The organism is Crocinitomix catalasitica ATCC 23190, assembly GCF_000621625.1.
Taxonomy (GTDB): Bacteria; Bacteroidota; Bacteroidia; order Flavobacteriales_D; family Crocinitomicaceae; genus Crocinitomix; species Crocinitomix catalasitica.
This window is the reverse complement of record NZ_JHXV01000038.1, coordinates 1-26,907: the sequence shown is the minus strand read 5'-3', so window position 1 is coordinate 26,907 and position 26,907 is coordinate 1. Positions and strand designations below refer to the sequence as shown.

Genomic DNA, 26,907 nt, shown 5'->3' with positions numbered 1-26,907 from the left:
AATTATAAAATTACAAGCTAACCAATAGGATTGAAATATAGATAGTTTTGATTAAACTGTAGTAGTGATCAATTCAGAGGCCAATCCTAAACAATTTGAAAATACAAGAATACTTTAAAAAAGCGAAAAAGGGCCACCACAGCCCTTTTTCAAACAACAAACCAAAATCCTCCTATCGATTCACGATTTAACGGAGAATAACTTTAGTACCTACAGCCAAAACTGTATCAGCATCTTCACTTAAATTGTATTGTACTAATTTCTTTAATTTAATTCCTTCTTGTTGAGAAATTTCACGAAGTGTCATTTGCGATCTACATACAAATACATTCTCGCCTCGTCTTGACTTCGTTCTTTTGGGATCTAAATAGATGATCTCACCTTTAGTTAAAACATCTCTTTTCCCTAAATCGTTGTATGAATATAGTTGCCATAATGACATTTGAAACTCCTTAGATAGTCTATAAAAAGTATCTCCTTCTTGTACTACTATATATCGTTTATTGTATTTATTAACTGAAACGTCATGACCACCAATAGCGTATTCGATCTCCTTAGCATTTGTTGAAGGATGTTTTTGTTTTGCAACAACATCGTTTTTATCAGGTCTAACGCTTAACGATTCTTTCGCTTTTTTCTTTTGTGCATTTTCTGGTAAATAAGGCATTAAATCATATTGATGAAGTTCATACTTCTCAATTAAGTTGATTAATAGATCTGCATATTTAGGATTCGTTGCATATCCAGCTTTCTTAAGTCCTTTAGACCAACTTTTATAATCAGTAAGGCTTAATGAAAATAATGATGAATAACGATCTCTTCCTGTTAAGAATTCAGAATGATCTCTATATGATTGTGCAGCATTATCATAACTTCTAAAACATTCATTTTTTGTATCGTCATCTTGTATGAAGGTCATTCCATCCCAACCTTTGTGACATTTAATTCCAAAATGATTATTTGCTTCGCGCGCTAATTTACTATTACCACTTCCGCTTTCCAATATTCCTTGCGCTAAAGTTATACTCGCTGGAATGCCGTGGCTATTCATATTTTCAATGGCAGTTATTTTCCATTGTTCAATATACTGCTCTGGTGTAATTCTATTTTGAGCAAAGCTCAGTCCCACAAAAAGCAAAGACGTAAATAAGATGGTTAATTTCATAATTTTGGTTGTTGTTGTTAAGGTATTACGGGACAACCAATAATGGGTTACAAAATTGTTCAACTTTTTTATTGACTTACAATAAGATTAGACTGTTTTAATCTCTTAAAAAGACGAATTCATTAGCTGTACTATCGTTTTCAGCATATCGATAACCATTGGTATCAAACGCTTTTAATTCGGTTACTTCTTTGATATTCTCTTGAAGAATATAGCGCGTCATCAGGCCTCTAGCTGTTTTGGCAAAATGCATATTCATTTTATAAATGCCTGCTTTATTTCTATCCTTAAACACTGGTGTGATAACCTGAATATTTGACATTTTATTTAAAAGTGCTGCTTTAGAATACTCACTTGATGCTAAATTAACCAAGATGGAATCTTCACTTTCCTCCATTTCAGTTAGAATTTTATTGTGGATTTTCTCCCCCCAAAACTTATAAAGGTTCGTGATTTTTGGCGTCACTTTTAAACTTGTCCCCATTTCAAGTCGATATGGATAAATTAAATCGAATGGTTTTAACAAGCCATACAATCCGGATAATATGCGTAATTGATTCTGTCCACGCAGCTGCTCTTCCTCCGAAAGTGTAGCAAAAGATAAACCTAAATAAGCTGCACCATTAAAAACAAGACCTGCAGGATAAGCTGTTGATTTATTTAATGTCTCTGGCCATGCTTGATAACGATCGTAATTTAAACTGGCTAAGTCGGCACTAATATGCATTAATTTCCCAATTTGCCCAATCGACAACTTTTGCATTTTCTTTACTAACCGTTCACGCTCCGCACTAAACTCAGGTTGTGTTAAATATTTTTCGTTAAATTCAATATTCTCGTCTAACGATTTGGCAGGGGAAAGCAAAATTTTCATAAATCTTATTTGGAACAAAAATAATGGTTATTTGCCAATTCAAACAACCAATTTTTCTCATTTTTTATGCATGTATATTATTGGGCAGGTTCAAAATTCAAAGAGATTGAATTTACACAATGCCTTGTATTTTTATCAGTAAATCCTTCATTAAAAAAGACGTGTCCTAAATGGCCTTTGCAATTCGCACAAACGATTTCTGAACGATAACCATCTCCATCTAATAACTCTTCAACTGACTGACCAATAAACTCATCAAACGATGGCCAACCTGTTCCTGAATCAAATTTTGATGACGATTCAAATAATTCTGCATTACATTGCTTACATAAATAAGTACCCTCTGTTTTGCTCTCTGCATATTTACCTTTAAATGGTCTTTCTGTTCCTTTATCTATAATTACATAAGCTTCCTCCTCCGTTAATTTATTCCAATTTGGATTGACAGGCTTTACTTCTGTTTTTAATTTCACATCATTCTCCTCCTCAACAGTTCCATTATCCTGCGCATGTGAGCAGCCTGATATAATTATTATAGTGAATCCTAATAATAATGTTAAATTTTTCATATTCATTCCTTTTTATCTTTTGACGGTTTAAACAACTAACCATTGCAATACAAACGTTAAAATTCTTTAATTGGATTGATCTATTTTTATTAAAATCTCAAAATAAGTATAATTTTAAAGAGCAAATTGGTTTTTTAGATATTAACTTTGATTGGAATCAAGATGCTAACTTCAGCTCGATTATTTTAATTAATTTTAAACCGTGCAATACTTAAAAAAATACGCAGCCATATTTGTACTTTTATCTACATTTTTAGTCGTTCGATTTGTTGCAGAAAGCTTCATTTTAGAATCGGATGACGAGATGTATAGTTACATACCTCAGGATGCAGATATTGTTGTAGAGATTAATACACCCAATTTTATTGGTGAATTAATGAATCAAAGAGTATTCAATGAGGAATATTTCTTTACAAGAATTTCGCCATCCGATTCAGACAAAGATTTTAGCGAAGCTTATTCAAACGCTGGAATCAATATATTTTCCAAAATTGTATTATTCCGAGAAGCGTGGGCACTTCAAAATATTTGGATCGGAATTTTTGAATTTGAGAACAAAAGTAAATTTGAGAATTTTCTGGAGGAATATCTACCAGAAAGCACAGTCGTATTCGGAAAATCACATGCCATTGTTCAAATCACACCAATAACCAATACCGATTTAAATATTGACGCGCATTTGGAGGGGTTGAAAAATCAAACACTCAAAAATATTATTGACCGCATCGATATAGCCAGTAATTTTAAAAGTGAAAATGAAATTAATTTTTATGTATCTCCTAAGGTCAATGAGAGAAACCCCATTGATGAAGGATTTTTTGCCCTCAATTTTTTAAAGGATGAGATTCTATTGACCGGTACACTTACAAAAGCGGCCAACTCTTATAATTTCCCATTCATAAACTATAACATTAATAATAATGCTGCTTTCAGCTTACGAAGCTCCTTAAACACGAGTAACGGTCTCAATTTTTTTAATTCTGAGAATACGGATGTCCTGCCTGCCTACAATCAACTAGCAGTTGATTATGATGGTATTCAAATTGATTTATGTGATAGAAGTAACGGTCTGCCATTTAAATGTTACCCTTCCTTACAAGTACAAATTGACATCAATGATCAATTAATTTGGGAGAATTATATAAACGATTTACAAATTCGGAAATTAGTTTTATTAGATCCTGAAAACAGGACAATCAATACTGCGATTGGTGCTGAATTAAACTATCTGCTAAATGCTAAAGAATTAAGACTATCAAGTTTGTCGATTGATTCAACTTTTGTAAAAAGTGATTCGAATAAAACATACATTGCTTTAAATATTAATGTTGAAAACCTTGTTAAAAAGACAAGTTTTGGGGTTGATCAAGAGAACCCTCCATCGAAATTGGAAAGTACTTTTGGCTTGGCATTTGCGAATGATATGTTGAGTACAATTTATAAAACGACAAATATCTCTCGTATTAATTTCGTTATGAAAGAAAAGGATGATCTAATTATTGATGCCATCGGTAGAATTTCGATGACAAACACAACTGGGAATTCAATTTTAGAATCCTTGTATTTTATGCAAACATCAGGGGAAATGCTTAGTGGTTTTTAAGGTTTTTCACCAAGGTATTTATATAATCCGCCATTAACAACATTCTTGATCCATACCACGAAAACATTTCACCATCTACCAATTGAACGTTAGCCTTTGTCAAAACTTGAAATGCCTTTATATCTTTATCTTTAAAAGGATAAGGTTCGGAACTTAAAAAAATGTAATCGGGATTGATTGCTTTGATTTCATCATCAGTCAATTCAATATAACGTGCTTCAGGATCAATAATAGCATTTTTTAATCCCATTGTATTGAGTAAATGTCCAATAAACGTATTATTCCCTGCAACCATTATTGGATTCTTCCAAATTAAATAGAGTACGTTACCTTGAATTGATGATAAATTTTGAAATGATGACTTTATATCCTGAACCATTTCAATAGCTTTAGATTTATGCCCAGTCATCTCTCCAACATCTTCAATCATCTGACAAGCATCAGTAATATTTAGAATATCACTAATATAAACAGGATAACGTTCAGCAAGGGCTAAAATTTCTGATTCCGTATTTTCCTCTTTATTGGCAATAATTAGATCGGGATTCAATTCGTCAATCTTATCAAAATTAACATTCTTTGTTCCCCCTACCCTTGTTTTATTCCTAAACCAATCGTTTGGGTGAATACAAAATTTAGTAATACCTACAACATCATCAGCACAGCCCAAATCATACAGTAATTCAGTTTGAGACGGAACCAAGGATACTATTCTAGGTCGTTCTTTAAACTGAATTACTCTATTTAATTGATCTGTAATACGATTCATTAAGCGATTGCTGAAATCAAATCGTGTCTTGTAATGATATGAAATTTATCTTCTCCAAGATCTACTAAGACAGCTGGTATTTGCTTATTTACTGATTTTGAAATTTCTTCAATACTCGCTTTTAAACTAACGATAGGTAAAGGCGCTTCCATCACTTGGTGTAATGGAGCATCCATTATCGTTGGATTTTCAATTAAATTCTGATATAATTTAGATTCATCCACGTAGCCAGCAATCACACCGTCTTTAGTGACTGGAATTTGAGAAATATCGTATGTTTTCATTTTAGCAACGGCATGTGATACTAATTCTTCTGAACCACAAGTTACAAGCGAACGATTACCGTGTCGCTCAACCAAATCCTTTGCATTTTTAATTCCTTCATTCAAGAAACCTCTTTCTCTCATCCAATCATCGTTAAACATTTTGCCAACATAACGACTACCGTGGTCATGGAATACAACAACAACTACATCACCTTCTTTAAATCTATCCTTCATTTGCAATAATCCTGCAATAGCAGCACCAGCTGAGTTACCAACAAAGATACCTTCTTCTCTTGCCAGTCTTCTTGTCATGACTGCAGCATCCTTATCCGTTACTTTTTCAAAATAATCGATAACTGAAAAGTCAACATTTTTAGGAAGAATATCTTCACCAATGCCTTCTGTGATATATGGATAGATTTCGTTTTCGTCAAAAATTCCAGTTTCGTGGTATTTTTTAAACACAGAACCATATGTATCAATTCCGATATTTTGTACAGCTGGGTTTTGTTCTTTTAAATATTTACCCGTTCCAGAGATCGTTCCACCAGTTCCTACACCAACCACTAAATGTGTGATTTTTCCATCAGTTTGTTCCCAAATTTCTGGACCAGTTTGCTCGTAATGAGCTAAAGCATTTGCGGGATTATCGTATTGATTCACATACCAAGAATTAGGTGTTTCTTCAGCTAATCTTTTAGACACGGAATAATACGAACGTGGATCAGTAGGTTCTACTGCGGTTGGACAAACTACAACTTCAGCACCAACAGCGCGAAGGATGTCCATTTTTTCTTTACTTTGTTTATCGCTTAAAACACAGATTAATTTATACCCTTTAATAACACAAGCCAAAGCCAATCCCATACCTGTATTCCCTGAGGTTCCTTCAATAATTGTACCTCCTGGTTTAATCAATCCTTCTTTCTCCGCAATATCAATCATCTTTACGGCCATTCTATCTTTAATAGAGTTTCCTGGATTAGTTGTTTCAACCTTAGCAAGAACAGTTGCTTTAATGTCTTTTGTTACTTTATTAAGACGGATTAAAGGTGTATTCCCTATAGTTTCTAGAACGTTATTATAAAATTTCATGCGTATGTTTTTAGCTTTTATTATTTGACCTAGTTCAACGTTAATGATCAAATATTGTACTTTTTATTGGACAAAAATAGACATTCTTTATTAGCCTATTAAATTATTGCAAAAAAAAAGAGGTTTGCAAATGCAAACCTCTTTTTTTAATCTTATATCAACTATTAGAAATAGAACATCAAATATAATGAACCCCCAAAGTTGTCAGTATCTAATATGAAACTGTTAGCTGAAGAAGTTGTTACATCTCTAAAAGTTATAACACCACCTTCTGCAGTTGGATCCCAATATTCAACTTTACTTGAAGATTCACCAATTTTTCCAATTGTCATACCGTATCCGAACTCAGTTCCTATACAAATTTTTGGTGCAATGTAATACTCTACACCAACAAATGCTCTAAGGCCAACTCCGTTATAATTTCCACCATCGACAGATAGCATTCTTTCAGCCAAAGGACCTTCTCCTATCGCAACACCACCAGCATTCCATGTAGTAGCAGTTGGTGCAGGGTTACCGTTACCAAATGTATTTCCATAAGTATAATCAGCTTTATCACCTCTTACAAATTGGTACATTAATTCACCACCATAGATACCACGTAAACGTGTTGTACCTCTTCTCCATTCGTAACCAACACCAATATTGTAAAATGAAGATCTAGTTACCAATAAATCTTCCACCATTTCTAATGGATCATTTTCAGTATCATTAAATACATCATTTCTGTAAGTATTGTTATACTGCCCCATTCTAAAATGAGCACGTACAGCATTATCATTACTTAACATATATTTACCAAAAAGGGTATTGCTAGCAAAATAGTTTACAAATTTATTTCCTGCTAAAGAGTTGTTTGAACCAGTTAGTCCAAAAACATTCCCTAAATATGCCATTACAGGCAAAGCATTCATTCCAACAGCAAACTCACCTGCTACTGGCATTATATCTACTCCGTTTTTATTTTGTATCTGTTCGTTTCCTTGAGCAAACGAAGCCGACACAGCTATTAACGCAAGTGATAGACTTAATATTTTTCTCATATCTTTATATTAAAGTTTATGTACTTGATTTTTTTAGTAGTTATACGTAAAATCTTGGATTTTCGTAACACCATCAACAATACCACCAACAGTTGTTGATCCTAAAAAGAATGATTTATTTTCAGACTCAAAAGTACCGTCAAAAGTATATTGTCTTTGATCAGCTTTAAAATCATCAAAATAAACATCAACGTTAAGCGCTGTAGAAATAGCTGGTAAAGAAACCGTATATTCTCCAGAACCATTTAAAGTTGCTGTAAAAATTAAGTCTTGATAATCAAATCCTGGCTCTGGACTTCTATCTAAGTCACCTGAATTTACTACGAATGTCAGTTTAGTTCCACTTGTTGCAAGTTCTGAATCTAATCCTGGGATATATACACCAGCATCAGTTGTATCATTACTCAAATCCTTATCAGCATAAACTGTACCTGTTAAAGTTGCACTACCCGGTTCAGCTGGAGTTGCCGGCTCTACTTTTTTACATGAAACCAATGCTATAGCACTAATCGCAACGAAAGATAAAATAATTCTTTTCATAATTTAAGTTTTAATTTTTTGCAAATATACATTTATTTTAAAATATCACAAATCTGATATTGAAATCATTAGAAACTTTTAAATTAAAAAACTTCTAATCGTTAATTAACTTTTTATAACGTACTCTTTTAGGTTCTGAGTCACCTAAACGTTTTTTTCTATTCTCTTCGTACTCTGAATAAGTCCCCTCAAACCAATAAACTTGAGAATCATTCTCAAATGCCAAAATATGCGTACATACTCGATCTAAAAACCAACGATCATGTGATATGATTACAGCACATCCCGCAAAGTTTTCAATTCCTTCTTCTAACGATCGAATTGTATTCACATCTAAATCATTGGTAGGCTCATCTAATAACAAAACATTCGCTTCTGTTTTTAGCGTCATGGCTAAATGCAGTCTATTTCTTTCTCCTCCTGATAGAACACCAACTTTTTTACCTTGATCGGCACCATTAAAATTAAATCGACTTAAATAAGCACGTGAGTTAATTTTTTGTTGTCCTATTTCTATAAATTCTGTTCCTCCTGTTACTACCTCGTAAATACTTTTTTCAGGATCCATATCCTTATGATCTTGATCAACATAACCAATTTCTACAGTTTCACCTACAACAAATTCACCTGAATCTGGTTGCAATTCTTCCATAATCATTTTGAAAATGGTTGTTTTACCAGCCCCATTCGGTCCTATAATTCCAACAATACCGTTTGGAGGTAAATTAAAATTCAAATCATCATACAATACTTTATGATCGAATCCTTTAGCAACATGTTTAGCCTCAATGACATTATTACCCAATCTTGGTCCATTAGGAATTGGTAATTCTAATTTAGTTTCTCGTTCACCGGAGTCTTCGCTCAATAATTTATCATAATTGGATAAACGGGCTTTATTCTTCGCATGTCGTCCTTTCGGATTCATCCTTACCCATTCTAACTCTCTCTCTAATACTTTCCTACGCTTACTTGCAGTTTTTTCTTCCTGCCCCATTTTCGTAGTTTTCTGATCTAACCAAGAAGAATAATTCCCTTTCCAAGGAATACCTGAACCTTTATCTAATTCAAGAATCCAACCTGCTACATTATCTAAGAAATATCTATCGTGGGTAATTGCAATAACGGTTCCTGCATATTGTTTTAAATGTTGCTCTAACCATTCAACTGATTCAGCATCGAGGTGGTTGGTAGGCTCATCCAACAATAAAATATCTGGATTTTGTAATAATAATCTACATAAGGCAACTCGTCTTTTCTCTCCTCCAGAAAGTGTGGCAATCTTTTGATCTTCAGGCGGACAACGCAAAGCATCCATCGCTCTTTCTAATTTGCTATCTAATTCCCAAGCATCGACTTGATCAATTCTCTCCTGAACTTCACCCTGACGTGTAATGAGTTTATCCATTTTTTCAGGATCATTCATTACTGCCTCATCCATAAAGCCTGCATTAATCTCTTCGTACTCTTTTAAAAGATCAATTGTCTCCTGAACTCCTTCTTGAACGATTTCCTTAACGGTTTTCTCAGGATCAATTATTGGTTCTTGTGCCAAATATCCTACAGAATGTTCTTTTGAGAAAACAACATCTCCTTGGTAAGCTTTATCTAAACCTGCAATAATTTTCAATACGGTTGATTTACCCGAACCGTTCATTCCTATAATACCAATCTTAGCACCATAATAAAACGACAAATAAATGTTTTTAATTATTGGTTTTCCTTGTGGTGTTGCCTTTGAGACACCAACCATTGAGAATATTATCTTTTTATCGTCTGACATAATTATTATTTTTAAATAAATTTCCTTTTTAAAACGAGCACTATAAGTTTTATACTTATTTCTTCTCTTTAAATGATCCTATAATTTGATCCATCTCCTTATTAAACTTTTCTTTAAACGGTAGTTCACACCATGTAATTACTTGATAAAAGGCGTGATCTCCTTCAAATATAGCCAATTTATAAAAGATGCTAATATGTTGAATATGCGCTTCAATATCATATAAAATATAACTCAAACCATCTCTCTTTTGAACTTCAACATCTTTATTGATAATGTCAAAACTTTCAAATGATGATTCTAAAGATGCCAAAGAAACTTCCGCATAATTCTCTACATCGAATTCAATATCTAAACCGAAATTTGCAATTTCCTCTTTGGTTTCAAGCATTACCAATAAATACTCTAACGGTTGCTTTTCTCCTTCTGCCAATGTTGTATCCTCTGGATAACCATATTGTAAGGAAGCCGCAACGTTCATATCATTTTGCTCCACCATTCCTTTTGGAATTTCAATTGTGAAAAATTCGTTACTATCCATCAAAACCGTATCCTTATTGTTACAAGAGAATAGAAAAAAAGTAAAAATGGCCAATATCGCCGTGCCGATCAATTTCATAAATATGTTTTTAGTGCAAAAATAACCAAAATGCTTTGATTTTAAAGAAGTAGTACGTTCTGAATTATTTTTTTCGAAACGAATATTAGCTAATCATCCTCTACTTTTTTTTAAACGGTTATATTCATTGTTCTTATGATTTTAAAAGCACGTAAATTTCATTAGTTTTGCAAAAAAAATACATGATAAGAATTGCGCTTTTTGGATATGGTAAAATGGGTAAAGAAATCGAATCCATTGCTGTTGCACAAGGACATCAAATCACTGCGAAAGTTTCTAGCACAACTAATTTGGACGATTTAGACGTCAATGAAATTGATGTTATTATAGAGTTTTCGAATCCAACTAGTGTGCTAAAAAATATTGATTTTGCATTCAATAATAATATTCCTATCGTTGTTGGAACAACTGGTTGGTATGAAAAATTTGACGATGTTGTTCAAAAATGCAAAGCACATAAAGGCAGTATTATTCACGCTACAAATTTCAGTGTTGGTGTGAATCTATTTTTCGCTTTAAACAGTTATTTGGCTAAACTAATGGCCCCTTTTAAAGAATATGAAACGACTGTAAAGGAAGTTCATCATACCGAGAAACTAGACTCTCCAAGTGGAACAGGTATTAGCATTGCCGAACAAATTTTAAATGAACGTTCGGATTTTTCTGGATGGGAAAATGTTAAAAAAACTGAAATATCAGTACCTTCGGCACTTTCTATCGAATCTTTACGTATACCTAATGTTCCTGGAACGCACCACGTAAAGTACGAATCGGATGTTGATGAGATAGAGATTACACATTTAGCGCACAGTAGAAAGGGATTTGCCACTGGAAGTATTATTGCAGCACAGTGGTTATTGGATAAAAAAGGAGTATTTACAATGAAAGATGTTTTAAATTTTTAATATGGGTTATTTAGGTTTAATAATAGGATATTTAATAATTGTTCTAACACCAGCTTTTGGTTTATGGCATAAAATCTTTCCTAGACTAGAAAAGAAGCCAGCAGCTGCTTTTATTCCGTTTTATAATTATTATGTTGCTTTAAGGGCATGTAATCAACCATGGTATTGGGTAATTTTCCTTTTAATGCCTGGAATACAGTTCATCATGTGGGCAGCAATAAACGTAACCTTGATTCGTAAATTTGGCGAATTTGGTGTTAAAGAAACTATTTTGGGTATTCTATTCCCTTATCCAGTTTTTTGGAAAATTGCCAATGACCAAGAAAAATATAAACCTGTTCCTGAAACCAATTGGGATATTGAAAAACAAGTAAACAATCGTACACCTAGTGATCATGTTGCTTTATTCTTTGCATTACCTGTTATTGGACATGCTATTGTTTATCCTTTTTCATTGCTTGGAACGAAACGTAAACCTGGCAAAAAGTCAATCTTTAAAGAATGGGGAGATGCGGTATTATTTGCATTAATCGCGGCTAGCGCTATTCGGACTTATGTATTCGAACCTTATACGATTCCAACAGGATCGATGGAAAAAACCTTATTGGTTGGTGATTATTTATTTGTTGAGAAAATCACATTCGGACCACGTGTTCCAATGACTCCTTTTTCATATCCTGTAGTGCACAATAGTTTTGCGCCTTTAGCGAATGTTAAATCATATACAACCTTCCAAACGATACCTTATACTAGGTTACCTGGATTTAGATTTGTAGAAAGAAATGACGTGACTGTATTTAACTTTCCAGCGGGTGATACTGCTATAAATGATCCACGAATGCCGAATGGTTTGATAGGACATACCTACCAACAAGTTTTGACCGATGAAGCTTTTTATTTAGCCAAATGGGATAGAAAAGAATTTGAGTCGCGGAAAGATTATTATATGAATAAAGCGCGAACACAAATACGTGATGAAAAATTTGTTCAATCTAATATTGAAGGTGTAGAGCAGGATCAAAATGGAAATCGAAGCTATGTTCGCGGTATTAAATTGAATAGTTTTGGATCTGGATTACTAAGTAGACCAGTGGATAAACGCGAGAACTATATTAAAAGATGTGTTGCTGTTCCTGGTGATTTAATTGAAGTAAGGAACCAAAAATTATACATTGACGAAAAGCCTGCTGAGATTTTCCCAGGTATGCAAACAAGTGGATTCCCGAAACAAAAGGGATATTATCACGAATTAGCTGATAGCACTCCTTTTGTTCCTCAGAAAAATATTTCAAATTACTTCCCTATTTTCCCGAATGATCCTCAATACGATTGGACAGAAGACAATTTTGGTCCTTTAAAAATTCCACATGCAGGTGAAGTAGTTGAATTGAATGAAAATACAATTCCAATTTATAGAAGAATTATCGCAGCTTATGAAAACCATACATTGGAAGAAAAAGCTGACGGTATTTATATTGACGGTGAAAAAGTAACACAATACACCATAGAGATGGATTATTATTGGTTAATGGGAGATAATAGAAATAACTCAGCCGATAGTAGATTCTGGGGATTTGTTCCTGTTGATCATATTGTTGGACGCGCTGCATTTATATGGTTATCCGCTGGTCCTGGAGGAATTCTTGGCGGCGGTGGTCGTTGGGATAGAGTATTTACATCAATTAAGTAGTCATAGTTGTAAAACTAAGCGTTTTGTCGAATTTAAAATATACTGTTTACATATTGAAGTGTGCTGATAAGTCTTATCATATTGGCATTACAAGAAACTTGAGTAAACGTGTAGCATTGCATGAGTCAGGTCAGAACCCTATGTCTCCAACTTTGCATAAACGACCGTTAAAGCTTGCTTTTTCAGCCGACTTTAAAAAAATAAATGAAGCACTCGTTTTTGAGAAGTATTTGAATACAATCTCAGATGAGACTTTAAAAAACTTGATTGAGAACGAAATTGAAAAATTGCATAAAAAAGCATTTGAATTAAGTACTTCGCCAACCATTGTTACGGAAACGATTCAAGAAAAAACGATAACATTGCCGGCATTATATTTGGGCAATATCTTTTATTTCAAACTAATTGCGCAATATTCTACAGTATATATCAATCCGAAAGCACTTTATGAAAAGCAGACTTTTAGAAACAGATCTGAGATACTTGGTGCCAACGGAATTCAATCGTTAACCATTCCTATTATTCGACCAAACGGTAAAGCAACTATCATGGCGAATGCATTGTTAAGCACAGATGAAGATTGGCGGAAGAATCACATTCGAGCGATCACGAGCGCCTATAAAAAAGCACCATACTTTGAGTTTTATGCTTTAGAGATCTTCAGTATCATCAATCAGAAAAACACTAATCTATATGACTTAAACTTTAAGTTGGTAGAGCATTTAGCAGCTGCGCTTGATTTAGAAACTGAAATTAAATGTTCTTTAAAAGACGACAATCAAATTGCGGAGAACCTAAATGAGCTTGTAATCCCTAAACTAAAGTCAACTGAAGGATTTAAGACTTATACCCAAACATTCCAGGACAGATTCGATTTTGAACCTAACCTATCAATTCTAGACTTACTTTTTAATGTTGGTCCTGCTGCAAAATCATATCTCTTAAATTAATCGACTTTCCAGTCAATTCGATTAGGTGTATAAGGAATTCCTTTAAGATTCATTCGCTTTTCCATTGCTTCAATCCTGAATTTTAAATCGTCCATATTTTTTCTGATTTCAGCGTATTCCACTTTTGCAATTTTCAACTGCTCTGTTTGTGTACTCGTAACATTCGCCGTTGAATACCAAGCTTGGTAAACTATAGTCTCTATTCTTCCACCTGTACTTGGAGAAGTTTCAATATCGCGACTTGAACGGTGATGGTCACCCCACATCTTAATTTTTATTTTTCTTTCATCCGTTTCCATCACACTTATTTCATTCATCCATGCTAAATCAGCATTCGGAGCGTCTATTACCGCCTTTTTTAAATAACTTAATCGTTCGCCTAAATCAGACATCTCAGATGATGACCCCAAAAATCTTCTTCTCAATTCACTTAAATCTTTTTTGAAAGCCAAGTTTACATCCGAATCTCTTGTCAATGATGAGTTCTCAAATTGATTGACTTTAAATTTAACAGCTTCGTGTAATTGAGACAGTTTCCCGTTTTCACTCATAAACATTTCAACCGTATAATCTCCCGGAAGTGCCATCGGTCCTTCATCTGGATTGCTGTATCTTCCCGTTTTAGCTTTATTTAATTGAATAGGACTGGTTGAAGGGTATCTTAAATTCCAAACCACTCTATTCATTCCTTTTGTCGGTTTTGATTCGATTTTGCGTACTTGATTACCATCTAAATCTTTTACGATAAAAATCAAAAATGGATCTTGATAATTATCTTCCGCTATTAATTCTTCAATTGTTGGATAAGTAATGTCCTCCCCTTTTTCTTTTGCTGCCTTCTCTGCCTCTTGACGCTTATCTTTTGGTGACATCGGTACATCTTTTAAATAATAAGTAAAAGTTGCGCCAAATTCAGGATTAGGTGCTGCATACATAGACGCACCTTGCGAACCAACACCTCTTAACCCTAAAGGACTAGATTCGATATAAGTCAAAGCAGGTTTCACTGGAAATAATTCCGCTTTTTGATCAACTATATTTTCATTGAGATCTCTTAAACAAGCATAATCATCAAGGATATAAAACCCTCTTCCGAAAGAAGCCAATACCAAATCATTTTCTCTTTTTTGAATGGCTATATCACGAATAGCAATGGTCGGTAACCCACTTTTAATTTGAACCCAATTGTTTCCTCCATTGATTGAAAAGAATAAGCCAAATTCAGTTCCAGCAAAAAGTAAATTTGGGTTGACATGATCTTCAGCTATTGCATAAACACTTCCACGTTCTGGCAAATCACCAATGATTGACGACCATGTTTTACCTTGGTCATTACTTTTTAGAACATAAGGTTTAAAGTCTCCTTGTTTATGATTATTGAAAACAGCATAAACAACTTTTTCATCGTGTTGAGATGCCAATAACATATTGACATAAGTCATTGAAGGCACTCCAGGAAAATTGTCTTTTTTATTCCAAGTTGAGCCGCCATCCGTTGACGTATGCACCAATCCGTCATCCGAACCAACATATAATAGGTTTTCATTTAAACTTGATTCATCTAAAGCAACAATATTTCCAAAAATAGTGGTCGATTTGTTTTTCATCACTACATCTGGCGATTGAATTTCGCCCATCACTTTCAACTTGTTTCTGTCCAATTGTCTGGTTAAATCTGGCGAAATGGTTTCCCATGTTGCCCCCATATCATCACTTTTAAATACTTTATTGGCAGCAAAGTACAAACGCTTATGGTTGTGGTTAGAAATCACTAAAGGCGCATCCCAATTCCATCGATAAGGTTTTTCCGTTGCTCCTGGCATTGGTTGAATGCCTAATTTTTCTCCACTCTTTTTATCGTATCGTACTAACCAACCATATTGCGCTTGTGCATAAACGATATTCGGATCAATAGGATCGATTTGTGTCTCAAAACCGTCTCCTCCGTTTGTAATAAACCAATCTGAATTTAAAATACCTGCATTATTAACTGTTCGTGAAGGTCCACCCAAAGAATTATTATCTTGCGTTCCGCCATAAACATTATAAAAAGGACTGGCATTATCAACCGCTACTTTGTAAAATTGCGTGATTGGCAAATTCGTTTTATACTGCCAAGTTATTGCGTGATCCCAAGTTTCATAAAGACCGCCATCACACCCCACCAACCAATGCTGGTCGTTTTGTGGATCAATCCACATACAATGATTATCGACGTGTTTATTAGACTCGCCTGTACTTACAAAAGTTTTCCCACCATCCTCGGTATGTTTTAACCAGGTATTCATGCTAAACACCTTATCTACATCTGTTAAATCACAATAAATTTCTTGGTAATAATTTCCACTTGATGAATAATCACTTCTTTTTTCCCAACTTGCTCCACTATTTGTAGATCTAAAAAATCCACCAGCATCTCCTTCGGCTTCAACAATTGCATAAACATATTTAGTATTCACCGGAGAAATAGCCAAACCTACTCTACCCATTTTCCCTGATGGTAATCCATTTTTTAATTCATCCCAAGTTTCACCACCATTCGTTGTTTTAAACACCGCACTTTCCTTACCTCCACCAACATAAGTAAATACATGTCGACGTCTTTGATGATTCGCTAAGTATAAAACATCTGGATTGGATGGATCCATAATTAAGTCAGCTGCACCTGAATAATTCGAAATAAAATGTATGTTTTTCCATGTTTTGCCGCCATCAATTGTTTTATAAACACCTCTATCACCTTTGTCAGACCACAAAGGTCCATAAGCTGCAACATAAACAATATCAGAATTTCGTGGATCAACAATTATTTTTGAAATGTGTTCTGAATTTTTTAACCCTACATTTTCCCATGTTGCTCCGCTATCAGTTGATTTATAAACACCGTCACCATAAGCAACCGAACGTTGATTGTTGTTCTCCCCTGTTCCTAACCAAACCGTACTTGAAACATTCGGGTCGATTGTAATACAACCTGTCGAATAAGAACCGTAACCATCGAAAATAGGTGTAAATGTCGTTCCATTATTCGTTGTTTTAAAAACACCACCCGAAGCAATTGCCAAATAATATTCACTCGTATTTTCTGGATTCACTGCCATATCTGCAATTCTACCAGCTGTGGTTGCAGGACCTATACTTCTAAATTTTAAACCATTAACAAGGGTTGAATTGATTTTATGCTCAACTTGCTCTTCCGTTTTTTTCTGTGCAAAAATAAATTGACTAAAGGCTAATAATAAAAATGCAGTGATTAATTTCTGTAAGTTCATGCGATAAATATTTAAAGTTTAAGCAATAATAATTCTAGTATGCGCCATGATATTTACGCATAAACCATTCGATTGATAACAGTAGAACGATCAAAACGAAAAGCCATTTATAATCTATTAAATCGTCAAAGGTTTTTTCTTGATAAACAACCGTCACCAAATCATCTCTTTTTAATAAATTGTCCGCTAATAGATTCAATTCATTATTAAAATAAAATTCACCGTTCGACTGTTTTGCGATACTTCTTAAAATTTGATGGTTTGCCACTGAATTGAGAAATTCAATTTTCATTTCTTTGACCAAGAATGTTCCTTTTATCATATATACCTCACCTTGGAAAGTCGTTTTAGCTTCCCAATTGTATAAACCATTCTTCAGTTGTCCTAATTCTAATCGATAAGCTTCATTACTCTTTAAAAAATACGATTCGAATTTTTCGTTTTTCTCATTGTTATAATTAAAAGAAACTTCAGGTGTATTAATAAGGTCGAATGATTTATTGTATAATTCTGCGGATACAATCACTTGTTCTCCTTCTGTATATTCATTATTAATATTCACTCTAAAAGGGTCTTTATTCTCTTTTAACGCCAAATAAGTCATCATTTTACCAAAGAATTCCTCAAAATTTAATGTCGTTTTATTTCTGGCTTGATCAGCTAATTTCCATCGCCAAATACCTTCTCCTACAATAACACCGATTCTGCTTTTAGATTTCTGTGTAAAATAGATTGATGGAGATTCTAATTGAATACTTCCAACTTTTTGGTAAGCCAATATATCTAAAGCACTGCTATATTCTATTCCTTGGAACGGTGCTTGTAAAGGAGGTACCATACTTAACAAGTCGAGTACTTGCGGAGACAATACAATTTCTTTAAAATTTGAATTTATAACAGAACTAATTTCTTCAAGTCCATTATTATTTCCGCTCATACCAATTTTCATATTGCCTATCGCATTAATATTCGATTGATTCCCTAGTATGAATAAACATGGGACAGCACCGTTTTCAATCACCTTATTCAGCAAATCATTTTCAGCAGTATAATTATGTAATACAATTAAATCATATTCGCTTGTTGATTTGACATCTTCAAAACGTTTAAAAGCAGCTTCATAATTCTTATTCTTATCAATAATTGAGCGCAAAGCAGCTAAATCTGGATGTGGTCCTTCTGCCGCTAAAAGGATCTTTTGCCTGCCGTCAATCACTTCAATATAGAAACTAAAAGAATTATTTTTTAAAGTCTGCTCCCCGTCAAATTCTGTAATTCGAGCTGTCAATTTACGGTAGCCAATTTCGGATGCTTTTACTAAAAACTTCACTTCGCCCTGTGCATCACTAGTATTAAAATCAACATCTTTTTGCCCCACTTTAGTTGTGCCATTATACAATTCAATTTTGGCTTTTCTTCCTTTTAATTTAATTCCGGCATAAGCAACAATCACAGGAAATTCATTTCCTAAGAAAGCAATTTCGTTATAGTCTACCTTTTCCACCTTGGCATCTAGAACGGTTGTTGTATCACCAAGTCCGATCGTAAAAATGGGTAAAAAACTTTTCTGATTCACTGCATAAATAGGATTTGCTCCGGCGTTGTAAATACCATCCGTAGAAAGAATTATTGCTCCGATATTCCTATTGGTATATTGATCAAAAATACGATGAAAGACTTCTGAAACATCCGTTTTTTTGCCTTGATAATCAAAAGTTTTATCTTCTTTTAAAACATCATCAAAACGATAATTAACAACATCAAATTTAGTAGATAATTTTGCGGACAATTCAGTCAATTGATTAGGGTATTCATTCTTATAATAAGCTGAATCTTTATTTAGAAGAATTGAAGCAGAATTATCATGTGCGATAAACACCAAAGGTTTTTCTTTTCGCTCAACAAAACGTTCGAATACAATTCCAATTAACAAAATAGCGATCAAAGTCACTGCAAGCAACCTAAATGAGGCCATTATCCATTTTGTAGCTGTGCTTATTTCTTCTAATAAGGTATCTTTACGATACAAGAACCAAGCGTACAAAAGACCCAATAAAATTGCCCCAAAGATCCAAACCGGATGATATGTATAAATTAATTCCAAAATATAATTTCCGTTAAAATTAATGAAATAGTTTTGTGATCTGGATATTAAAATAAAATTTCCCTACCTAATTTAAATTGCATTAGTATTTTTAACTTCAAATTATAAAATCAATGAACTTTTTTCAGCTAATCGGCTTAGGTTATAAAAACTATATCTACGGAATCAAATTTCTTGTAGAGCATAAGTTGTATTGGTACATTGCCTTTCCTTTGATTTTATTCGCTGGCGTATATTTATTAGGGTTCTATTTTGAAGATTTACAATTGGAAGTTGCGCAAGAATTAAAAGATAAAAATCAAGATATTACTCGCTTAAAAGATCTGACTTGGATTTCTATAAAAATGATCTTCTTCGATTCGATGAATTTAATATTTACAAAATTCACCTTATATATAGTGGTAATTATTTTATCTCCTATTTTGGCTTTATTATCTGAGCGGATAGAAAAGATTATAACCGGTAATAAATATAAGTTTAGCTTCAGACAATTATTGAAGGATATTAGACGCGGTTTACAAATTGCTTTAAGAAATATCTTCTGGGAATACTTTTTCATTGTTATTATTTTGGGACTTGCCACATTTTTTGGAGGAGGTATTAAGGATATCATAATTTTCTCACTACCTATAATGATCGGATTCTATTTTTATGGATTTGCATTTATAGACTATGTCAATGAACGCCGTCGACTAAATATTCAACAAAGTATTTATTTTGTATCTAAACACAGAGGTTTAGCAATTGCGATAGGTAGTATATATTCGATCTTTTTCCTTTCCTTCTTTTATGTATTCAGATCTTATGGCGACTTACCGACAGATACTGCAACTCAATTGTTCTGGGGTACAATACTGGTTATCACATTCATACTTGCCTCTATGGCTCCAATTTTAGCTATTACATCGGCCACATTATCGATGCACGAATTGGTAGATTTAAGTAAAAATGACTATGTAGAGCATCCAAAAAATGCGAAGGATTTGGATGAAAATGAGGATAAAATTGTTGATACTGTTGATAACATTAGTAAAACTCAAGTAGATATCAGTGTTGATGAAGATGCTGATAAAACAAAATAAATTATATTTGGGAACAATATAATACAGGAATAAATTATGAAATGGATTTTGATTAGTATTTTATCATTGAATGTTTTAAGTAGTTATGCGTCTACCCCACCAGATTCTACCAGCACAATTTTTGAAAAAGGTTCTGCTCGATATTTAATTTCTGAAGGGAAAAAGTTTTACAATGACGGTGATTACAGAGTTGCTTTGGTTAAATTCAGAGAAGCAATTGCGAAAGACAATGGGAATGCACTTGCCACCTATTGGCTTGGAGAGTGTCATTTAGTTTTAGGCAATTACGAAAAAGCAAAAGGATATATAGAAGAGGCATTGTCAAAAGATAAAATGGTTGATGATCATGCTAATTATTCTTTAGGCAGATGTTTACATCGATTAGGAGCGTTAGACGAGGCGATTGATAAATTTAGATTAGCAGAAGGATCTTTAACGGCTTTAGAGTCTAAACAATTAAAAATTTCAGCCCAAATTGAGGAATGCAAGCTCGCACAAGCCTATATGAAAAAACCAGACAATGTTACCATAACAAGAATGTCTGAGAATATTAATTCAGCATTCGAAGAAACGGCTCCGGTTTTATCCCCAGACGGAAAATCATTCTATTTTGTTTCTCGTAGAGCAGATAATTTTGGTGGAGGAATAAGTCCTGGCGATCAGAGATATTTTGAAGATATTTATGTCAGCGTATGGGATGAATCTAGAAATATGTGGGGAGAAGCTACAAATTCAAGTGAATTAGTTGAAAAATTAAACTCTTACGGTATGGATGCGATTAGTCAAATCTCTGCTGATGGTAAAGAAATGTACTTAACGATTAATACAGAAGTAACGGAAGAAAGAAAACCAAAAACTAAACATTCTGATCTTTTTGTTAGTAAACTAAATAAAAGAGGATCGTGGAATTCTCCAAAAGCAATGAATAAAGGTGTTAATTCGTTATTTTTTGATGCAGCTATGTCTATCACAAAAGATGGCCAAGACGCTTATTTTATCAGTGAAAGAAATGGCGGTGAAGGAAAAGCTGATATTTGGTGGACACAAAAGATTGGTAAAAATTGGTCAAAACCAGTAAACCTTGGAAAAACGATCAATACAAGTGGAAATGAGACAACTGTTTCTGTTAGTCCCGATGGAAAATATTTATTCTTTAGCTCAACTGGGCACAAAGGAATGGGAGGTTATGATGTATACGTTTCGAAGAATATTAATGGTGGATGGCAAGCACCGGTCAACTTAGGATTCCCTATAAATTCAGTTTCAGATGAGACACATTTTGTATACCATCCTGAAACAAATAAGGCCTATTATTCTAAGTTTTCTAATGAGGAAAACGAAGGACTAGGTGCAAGGGATTTATTTGAAATTGACATGTCTAATATTAAATTACCATAATCACCACTTTTTAATTTAGAGTATTAACCCAAAGACCTAGATTTATTTTAACTTTATACCCGTTGAATTACATTAAATTAAATAAAGTTTTATTTTCGATTTTTGTGCTCCTTGTGACGTTCAGTTCTGAGGCGAAGGCACAAGAGGATACACTTTCCCAAGTTTTCAGGCCTAGAATTGGGCTCGGGACTGGCGTAATGACATATTATGGTGAGGTTCAAAACTACCAAAAAGGATTCGCTTCTACTGTCAATCGTTTTGGCGGAATAGTCTATGCGAATGCTCCGATTACCCGATTTTTTAATCTTGAATTTTCAGCAACCTATGCTAAAATTGCAGCGAACGAAAGAACGTTAACAAGTAATTATAATTTTGAATCTCGTATTAGAATGGGGTCAATAATGCTTTATTATAATTTCTACCCTTTCCTTAAGCCGAATAGAGGTAAATTTCACCCATTTATTGGCGCTGGCTTTGCATCATTTGAATTCTTATCAAAAACTGATTTATTAGATGCCAATGGCAATCGATATCATTATTGGTCCGACGGTTCAATAATGGACATGGACGAAAATGATCCTTTAGCGGCAACTGATGCTGTTCGTTTAAATAGAGATTATTCTTATGAAACAGATTTACGTCAATTAAATGCTGACGATTTAGGTAAATATAAAGAGCAAAGTTTTGCTTTTCCTTTGTCTGCCGGATTTGAATGGCACATGTCTCCAAGATGGGATTTTAGGTTGGCAGCAACTTATTATTTCACAATGACAGATTTGGTTGACAATATTTCAGAAGCAGGTTTAGGATCTAGACAAGGCGATGTAAATAATGATCGATTCTTATTTACGAATGTGACTTTGAGTTACGATTTATTTGTAAAACGTGAAGGTAGTGAAGCTGAAGAAGCACCAAGATTTGATGAAGATGGTCTTGAATTGTATGCTGGTTGGGATCCTAATGATTTTGATAAGGATGGTGTAATTGATGCCTTAGATAAGTGTCCACAAACTCCTATAGAGGCACTTGTTGATGAATTTGGTTGCCCACTTGATGAAGATAAAGATGGTGTGCCTGATTATAGAGATGATGAACCTCTTACTCCTGAAGGTAATTATGTCGACGAATTTGGTGTTACGCTTACTGAGGAAGATTTGGCTGACCATTTACGTAGATATTATGATTCTACCGGTTATGAGCATGACTTTGTAGACGTTGAAACGGAAGTAATTCTTAAAGGAAATGAACCGGGTAAAGGTGTTGATAAAGAAGGAAAAGAAGGATTTAAATATGTAATTATTGTAGGAAAGGAACAAAAAGATGTTTCTGTAAACGACTTACATAAATTCTTAGGCTATAAAGATTATAGCACAATTGTAAAAGACGATACGATTTATTATACAATCGGTTCGTTCGATAATATTGATGATGCAGTAGCAGCTAAATTTGGATTAGAAGATCAAGGTGTTGACGTTGCAGATATTGCAAGAAGCAATCAGAAAACAAATAATATTGTAGTCGTTAACGATGATGTTCTTGAAAAAGTAAATAAAATAAATATTCAAACTGGAAAAGAAACGGTTAATTATGCCGATGGTGAACATGTGTTTAGAGTTCAGTTAGGTGCCTATAGAAACAACATTAATACGGATAAGGTTTTCCCTGGAATTGATATTGTAAAAGGTGAAGAAAGCAGTGACGGTATTAACAGGTTCTATACGCAAGCGTATGATGGGTATGAAGAAGCTGATAAGTTCAGACAGTACGCTGATAAGAATGGTTATCCTGGCGCTTTTGTTGTTGTTTATGAGAATCAAAAACGAATTACGTTAAAAGAGGCAGGGATTCACAGAAATGAACTTCCTAAAGATTATAACGAGAAAAAAGAATTAGAAACATTTGTTGAGGAAGAAGAAGGTAATTTACCAGTTGATAAGAAAAACAAAAATGGTATTGACATGAGTCAAGTTCAATATAGAATTGAATTAGCATACTTTAAAGGAGAGGTACCTGTTGAGACTGTAGACATACTATACAATATAGGAACAATTAAACCTGTCCTCGGAAATGATGGTTCGCGTACATATTATTCAATGAAGTTCAATTCAGAAAAGGAACGAGATGATGCCATGGTAAAATACGCAGCTTATGGGTTGGAAGACTTAAAACCTGTTATTGAATACCAAGGTAAATATTACTCGCCTGAAGAATTCGAAAAATTGAAGTAGCCTTCAATTAATTAATAATCTGCCCCATCCTTAAGTGATTTCTTATAAAAACAGAAAGTACTGTGATTGAAAATATACTTGAATATTCAAGTAAGATTACAATTATAGAACCTACACAAAATTTGCAGGACAATTCTCTAATGATTTCAAGGGTATTAAATAGATAGACTAACGCTTTGTAAATATTTGATGGCTATTGGTATTTCAACCCTTGATATTCAATATAACCGTGCTCATGTCTATTTTGCGGATCATCATGTGTCCAATGAATCAGTCCGCCTTTGTCATTGTATTCATATTCACCGTAAACCAATACTTGTTCACCTTTTTCAATCGAATTAATACGAGGAGCTAAATCGATATTATGGACAATTAAAACAGTTTGACCTGATGCTAATTTTACAATAAATTTTTGATGACGACTTCCTTCATTATCATCTGGTAACAACGCTATAATTTCGCCTTGAATGAGGACTTGTGCATTGCTAACTTGCGCGTTATACAATTCCTTTAAATCGGTAAACTCGAGCGTTGATACTTGCTCAATTTCATGCTGTGCAGGTAATTGTGAATCTTGACTCCCTGCTTCACAGCCCATCACAACCATTGCAGCAGCTATATAAAAATAATATTTTTTCATTCTACAAAATTTTGATCTAATTCTTCAATCGATGATTTTCGCGAATCCGCCATATTTCGAATTGAATAGGTTGCAATGATCGATCCGATAACTAGAATTATCCCACCTAATAAATAAGGCGAGCCAGGAAAGTAAATGGGCGCAGCATCACCGGTATAATATGCAAATAAACTTGTATAAATAAGTGGACCAACAATAGCTGTAATACTTACCATACTTGTCATCACACCTTGTAAGTTACCTTGTTCTTTATCATCTACACTGTTAGACACAATACTTTGGATAGTTGGACCTGCAATTCCTCCCAAAACATAAGGAACAATCGCAAAATATAGCAAGTACTGATTCGAAGCAAGAACGAAAGCAAACATTCCAACTGTCCAACAAGTGAAACCTAGTGTGATCACTTTTTTATTCCCAAACTTTTTCACGAGTACTCCTGTCAAACCAGCTTGAACGATTGCGACTAACAAGCCTACAACTGCAAGACTCAACCCTACAGCGGAAGTTGACCATCCGTATCTCTCCATTGTGAAAAAAGTCCATGTTGAAGGCATAACTTGACCTGCTAAATTCACAAGTGTATAAGCCAAAACCAACCCTATCACTGATTTATATTTCCCCAAATGAATAAGAGAATTAAAGGGAATCATATTCTTTAGAATAATTGGTCGTCTTTTATCAGTACTTAAAGATTCCGGCACAAATATTAAACCTAGAATTAAATTTAATAATGTAAAACCAGCTGCTACATAAAAAGGCGCCCTTGGCCCCCATTCTCCGCCAATAATTCCACCGATCCCAGGACCAATAATAAATCCTAAACCAAATGCAGCACCAATCATTCCAAAGTTTTTCGCCTTGGTTTCTGGCGTACTAATGTCTGCAATATATGCAGTAGCAACAGTATGACTTGCTCCAAATATTCCGGCTAAAACTCGACCGATAAATAACCAAAGAATTGTCGGGGCTAAAGCATGAATAATATAATCAATTGCTAAACCTAATAGCGCTAATAATAAGATTGGTTTACGACCAAATCGATCACTCAATTCCCCCATAACCGGAGCGAATAAGAATTGCATTACCGCATAAGCCATGATTAAAAAACCACTCATTAATGCCGCTTCACTCAAGGATTGGCCAGTGATTTGAGAGATTAAATCAGGAATAACGGGAATAATGATCCCGATACCAATCATATCAATAAGAATGGTAATAAAAATAAAATAATAAGCCGTTCTACTTTGCTTTGAATCCACCATTTACGTTTTAGCGAAACAAATCTACGCTATTAATTCGACAGGAGTTTAAAGAACTTTATTTTTCTTTTAAAACATCTAATACCAAATTGATTAGTTTAATTTGTTCTTCAAGATGCCCCAATTGCGTTTCAATATTGACATATGGAATATTATTCAATCCACAATAAACAGAAAGCGAACCATCATTGACAAATTTCTTATCATTTTGGTAGATTACATTTAGATCAAGCGTTTTAAAAGCCAAGAAGAGATCATAATCTGTCGTATAAATAAAATCATCAGCATCCCAGGTAGGACTTATATGGATTGCAGAAGTGTTTTCTGCCTCATCTCCGCCTTCAGCATAACTCTTTATAGAATAGTTTACATCTGTATTATTATGCAAAGCTACCACCGTCTCAAAGCTCGACAATGTAGATACAACTTCTTCCGCAAGGAGTTTTACTAATTTATTCGAACGAAAAGTGAACTTACCTCCATCTTTTAAGGTTTTATATCTTCCTTTAAATGTAAACATCCGATTGGGGTCAAAAGACATATTATGCTTGTTATCTTTGAATGAAATTCTTCTGGTACTGTCATGTTTGAGTTGCCAAAAATTCAATTCTCTTTCGGCGCTTACTTTGATGATAGCCTCAATACTTGTTTGCTCATCTTCATGAACATTTAAAAAGAGAACATTCGAGTATTTATTTTCAAAAACATTCGTCCATACAACACTTTTATTACCGAATTGAAAGGGTATATTTTTTTGCGCCATCGATTGAAAATTAAATATAATTAGTAAAAGAAAAAATAGAATTGACTTCATTTATCCCGAGGTTAAAATATAATTAAAACAAAATAAGCGATTAATATTGTTCTAGAATAAGTTAATCAAAAAAAAATCGGGTAAACAAAATGTCTACCCGATTTCAATAATATTTATTTTTTGATTCTTTATTTCATCAATGTCACTTGACCGCGATGTAAATGTTTTTTGTCACTTGCTCTATCGCCAAATTCAATTTGCCAAACATAAACACCTGACTCTACGATTCCTGCAGA

21 protein-coding genes are annotated in these 26,907 nt (G+C 33.9%); 7 read left to right on the top strand and 14 right to left on the bottom strand.

Annotated elements, in window-relative coordinates; translation table 11 throughout:
- Nucleotides 1-187: 187 nt before the first annotated feature.
- The 3 genes from T367_RS0117075 to T367_RS22885 all read right to left on the bottom strand — a co-directional run bounded on the left by T367_RS0117075 (nt 188) and on the right by T367_RS22885 (nt 2,608).
- Nucleotides 188-1,165, bottom strand: a complete 978-nt coding sequence (locus T367_RS0117075) for a glucosaminidase domain-containing protein (protein WP_027420941.1) — start codon at nt 1,163-1,165, stop codon at nt 188-190.
- A gap of 97 nt (nt 1,166-1,262) precedes the next feature.
- The gene (gene yaaA, locus T367_RS0117070; protein WP_027420940.1) at nt 1,263-2,039 is read right to left on the bottom strand and encodes a peroxide stress protein YaaA; all 777 of its coding nucleotides are present in this window, start codon (nt 2,037-2,039) and stop codon (nt 1,263-1,265) included.
- A 77-nt stretch (nt 2,040-2,116) separates the two neighbouring features.
- Nucleotides 2,117-2,608 (bottom strand): methionine-R-sulfoxide reductase, encoded by a 492-nt coding sequence (locus T367_RS22885; RefSeq protein ID WP_027420939.1) that lies wholly within the window; start codon nt 2,606-2,608, stop codon nt 2,117-2,119.
- A gap of 202 nt (nt 2,609-2,810) precedes the next feature.
- Between T367_RS22885 and T367_RS0117060 the strand changes: the two genes are divergently transcribed.
- Nucleotides 2,811-4,211 (top strand): hypothetical protein, encoded by a 1,401-nt coding sequence (locus tag T367_RS0117060; protein WP_027420938.1) that lies wholly within the window; start codon nt 2,811-2,813, stop codon nt 4,209-4,211.
- Here T367_RS0117060 and T367_RS0117055 read toward each other — a convergent pair.
- From T367_RS0117055 to T367_RS0117030, 6 genes are all read right to left on the bottom strand, one after another.
- The gene (locus T367_RS0117055) at nt 4,198-4,980 is read right to left on the bottom strand and encodes an ABC transporter substrate-binding protein (RefSeq protein WP_027420937.1); all 783 of its coding nucleotides are present in this window, start codon (nt 4,978-4,980) and stop codon (nt 4,198-4,200) included. The two genes, T367_RS0117060 and T367_RS0117055, sit on opposite strands and share 14 nt — an antisense overlap.
- Nucleotides 4,980-6,341 carry a pyridoxal-phosphate dependent enzyme gene (locus tag T367_RS0117050; RefSeq protein ID WP_027420936.1) on the bottom strand — a complete coding sequence of 454 codons (1,362 nt, stop codon included), beginning with the start codon at nt 6,339-6,341 and terminating at the stop codon, nt 4,980-4,982. The genes T367_RS0117055 and T367_RS0117050 overlap by 1 nt, the downstream gene beginning before the upstream one ends.
- A 164-nt stretch (nt 6,342-6,505) precedes the next feature.
- Nucleotides 6,506-7,384 carry a hypothetical protein gene (locus T367_RS0117045; protein WP_027420935.1) on the bottom strand — a complete coding sequence of 293 codons (879 nt, stop codon included), beginning with the start codon at nt 7,382-7,384 and terminating at the stop codon, nt 6,506-6,508.
- 33 nt (nt 7,385-7,417) lie between these two features.
- Entirely contained in the window at nt 7,418-7,924 is a 507-nt protein-coding gene (locus tag T367_RS0117040; protein WP_027420934.1) for a hypothetical protein, read from the bottom strand.
- A gap of 94 nt (nt 7,925-8,018) precedes the next feature.
- Nucleotides 8,019-9,707 (bottom strand): energy-dependent translational throttle protein EttA, encoded by a 1,689-nt coding sequence (ettA, locus tag T367_RS0117035; RefSeq protein WP_027420933.1) that lies wholly within the window; start codon nt 9,705-9,707, stop codon nt 8,019-8,021.
- Between the two features lie 55 nt (nt 9,708-9,762).
- The gene (locus tag T367_RS0117030; protein WP_027420932.1) at nt 9,763-10,326 is read right to left on the bottom strand and encodes a hypothetical protein; all 564 of its coding nucleotides are present in this window, start codon (nt 10,324-10,326) and stop codon (nt 9,763-9,765) included.
- Between the two features lie 182 nt (nt 10,327-10,508).
- Between T367_RS0117030 and dapB the strand changes: the two genes are divergently transcribed.
- The 3 genes from dapB to T367_RS24220 are packed head-to-tail and all read left to right on the top strand — an operon-like array spanning nt 10,509 to nt 13,871.
- Nucleotides 10,509-11,231, top strand: a complete 723-nt coding sequence (gene dapB / locus T367_RS0117025; protein WP_316930875.1) for a 4-hydroxy-tetrahydrodipicolinate reductase — start codon at nt 10,509-10,511, stop codon at nt 11,229-11,231.
- Nucleotide 11,232: 1 nt separating this feature from the next.
- Complete coding sequence (lepB, locus tag T367_RS25215) at nt 11,233-12,921, top strand: signal peptidase I (protein ID WP_051568635.1); 1,689 nt, start codon at nt 11,233-11,235, stop codon at nt 12,919-12,921.
- Nucleotides 12,922-12,944: 23 nt separating this feature from the next.
- Nucleotides 12,945-13,871: a WbqC family protein gene (locus T367_RS24220; protein ID WP_072032222.1), complete on the top strand. Its 927-nt coding sequence runs from the start codon at nt 12,945-12,947 to the stop codon at nt 13,869-13,871.
- Here the strand turns inward: T367_RS24220 and T367_RS0117010 are convergent.
- Both T367_RS0117010 and T367_RS0117005 read right to left on the bottom strand, forming a co-directional pair.
- On the bottom strand, nt 13,868-17,143 hold the full coding sequence (locus T367_RS0117010; protein ID WP_027420930.1) for a WD40/YVTN/BNR-like repeat-containing protein: 3,276 nt from the start codon (nt 17,141-17,143) through the stop codon (nt 13,868-13,870). The two genes, T367_RS24220 and T367_RS0117010, sit on opposite strands and share 4 nt — an antisense overlap.
- 34 nt (nt 17,144-17,177) lie before the next feature.
- Nucleotides 17,178-19,247: a hypothetical protein gene (locus tag T367_RS0117005; RefSeq protein ID WP_027420929.1), complete on the bottom strand. Its 2,070-nt coding sequence runs from the start codon at nt 19,245-19,247 to the stop codon at nt 17,178-17,180.
- Between the two features lie 113 nt (nt 19,248-19,360).
- Here T367_RS0117005 and T367_RS24215 point away from each other — a divergent pair, with 113 nt between their 5' ends.
- The 3 genes from T367_RS24215 to T367_RS0116990 all read left to right on the top strand — a co-directional run bounded on the left by T367_RS24215 (nt 19,361) and on the right by T367_RS0116990 (nt 23,955).
- Entirely contained in the window at nt 19,361-20,329 is a 969-nt protein-coding gene (locus tag T367_RS24215) for an EI24 domain-containing protein (RefSeq protein WP_051568633.1), read from the top strand.
- Between the two features lie 36 nt (nt 20,330-20,365).
- A complete protein-coding gene (locus T367_RS0116995; protein WP_027420928.1) occupies nt 20,366-21,727 on the top strand; it encodes a tetratricopeptide repeat protein in 1,362 nt (453 codons plus the stop codon).
- A gap of 104 nt (nt 21,728-21,831) precedes the next feature.
- Complete coding sequence (locus tag T367_RS0116990; protein WP_245593068.1) at nt 21,832-23,955, top strand: thrombospondin type 3 repeat-containing protein; 2,124 nt, start codon at nt 21,832-21,834, stop codon at nt 23,953-23,955.
- 193 nt (nt 23,956-24,148) lie between these two features.
- Here the strand turns inward: T367_RS0116990 and T367_RS22865 are convergent, their stop codons facing one another.
- From T367_RS22865 to T367_RS0116975, 3 genes are read right to left on the bottom strand one after another with little or no spacing between them, the layout of a single operon-like run.
- Nucleotides 24,149-24,595, bottom strand: coding sequence for a DUF3465 domain-containing protein (locus T367_RS22865; protein WP_157454286.1), 447 nt, complete (start codon nt 24,593-24,595; stop codon nt 24,149-24,151).
- Nucleotides 24,592-25,857: a TCR/Tet family MFS transporter gene (locus tag T367_RS22860; protein WP_211252725.1), complete on the bottom strand. Its 1,266-nt coding sequence runs from the start codon at nt 25,855-25,857 to the stop codon at nt 24,592-24,594. The genes T367_RS22865 and T367_RS22860 overlap by 4 nt, the downstream gene beginning before the upstream one ends.
- 58 nt (nt 25,858-25,915) lie before the next feature.
- Complete coding sequence (locus tag T367_RS0116975) at nt 25,916-26,620, bottom strand: hypothetical protein (RefSeq protein WP_027420925.1); 705 nt, start codon at nt 26,618-26,620, stop codon at nt 25,916-25,918.
- Nucleotides 26,621-26,907 lie beyond the last annotated feature (287 nt).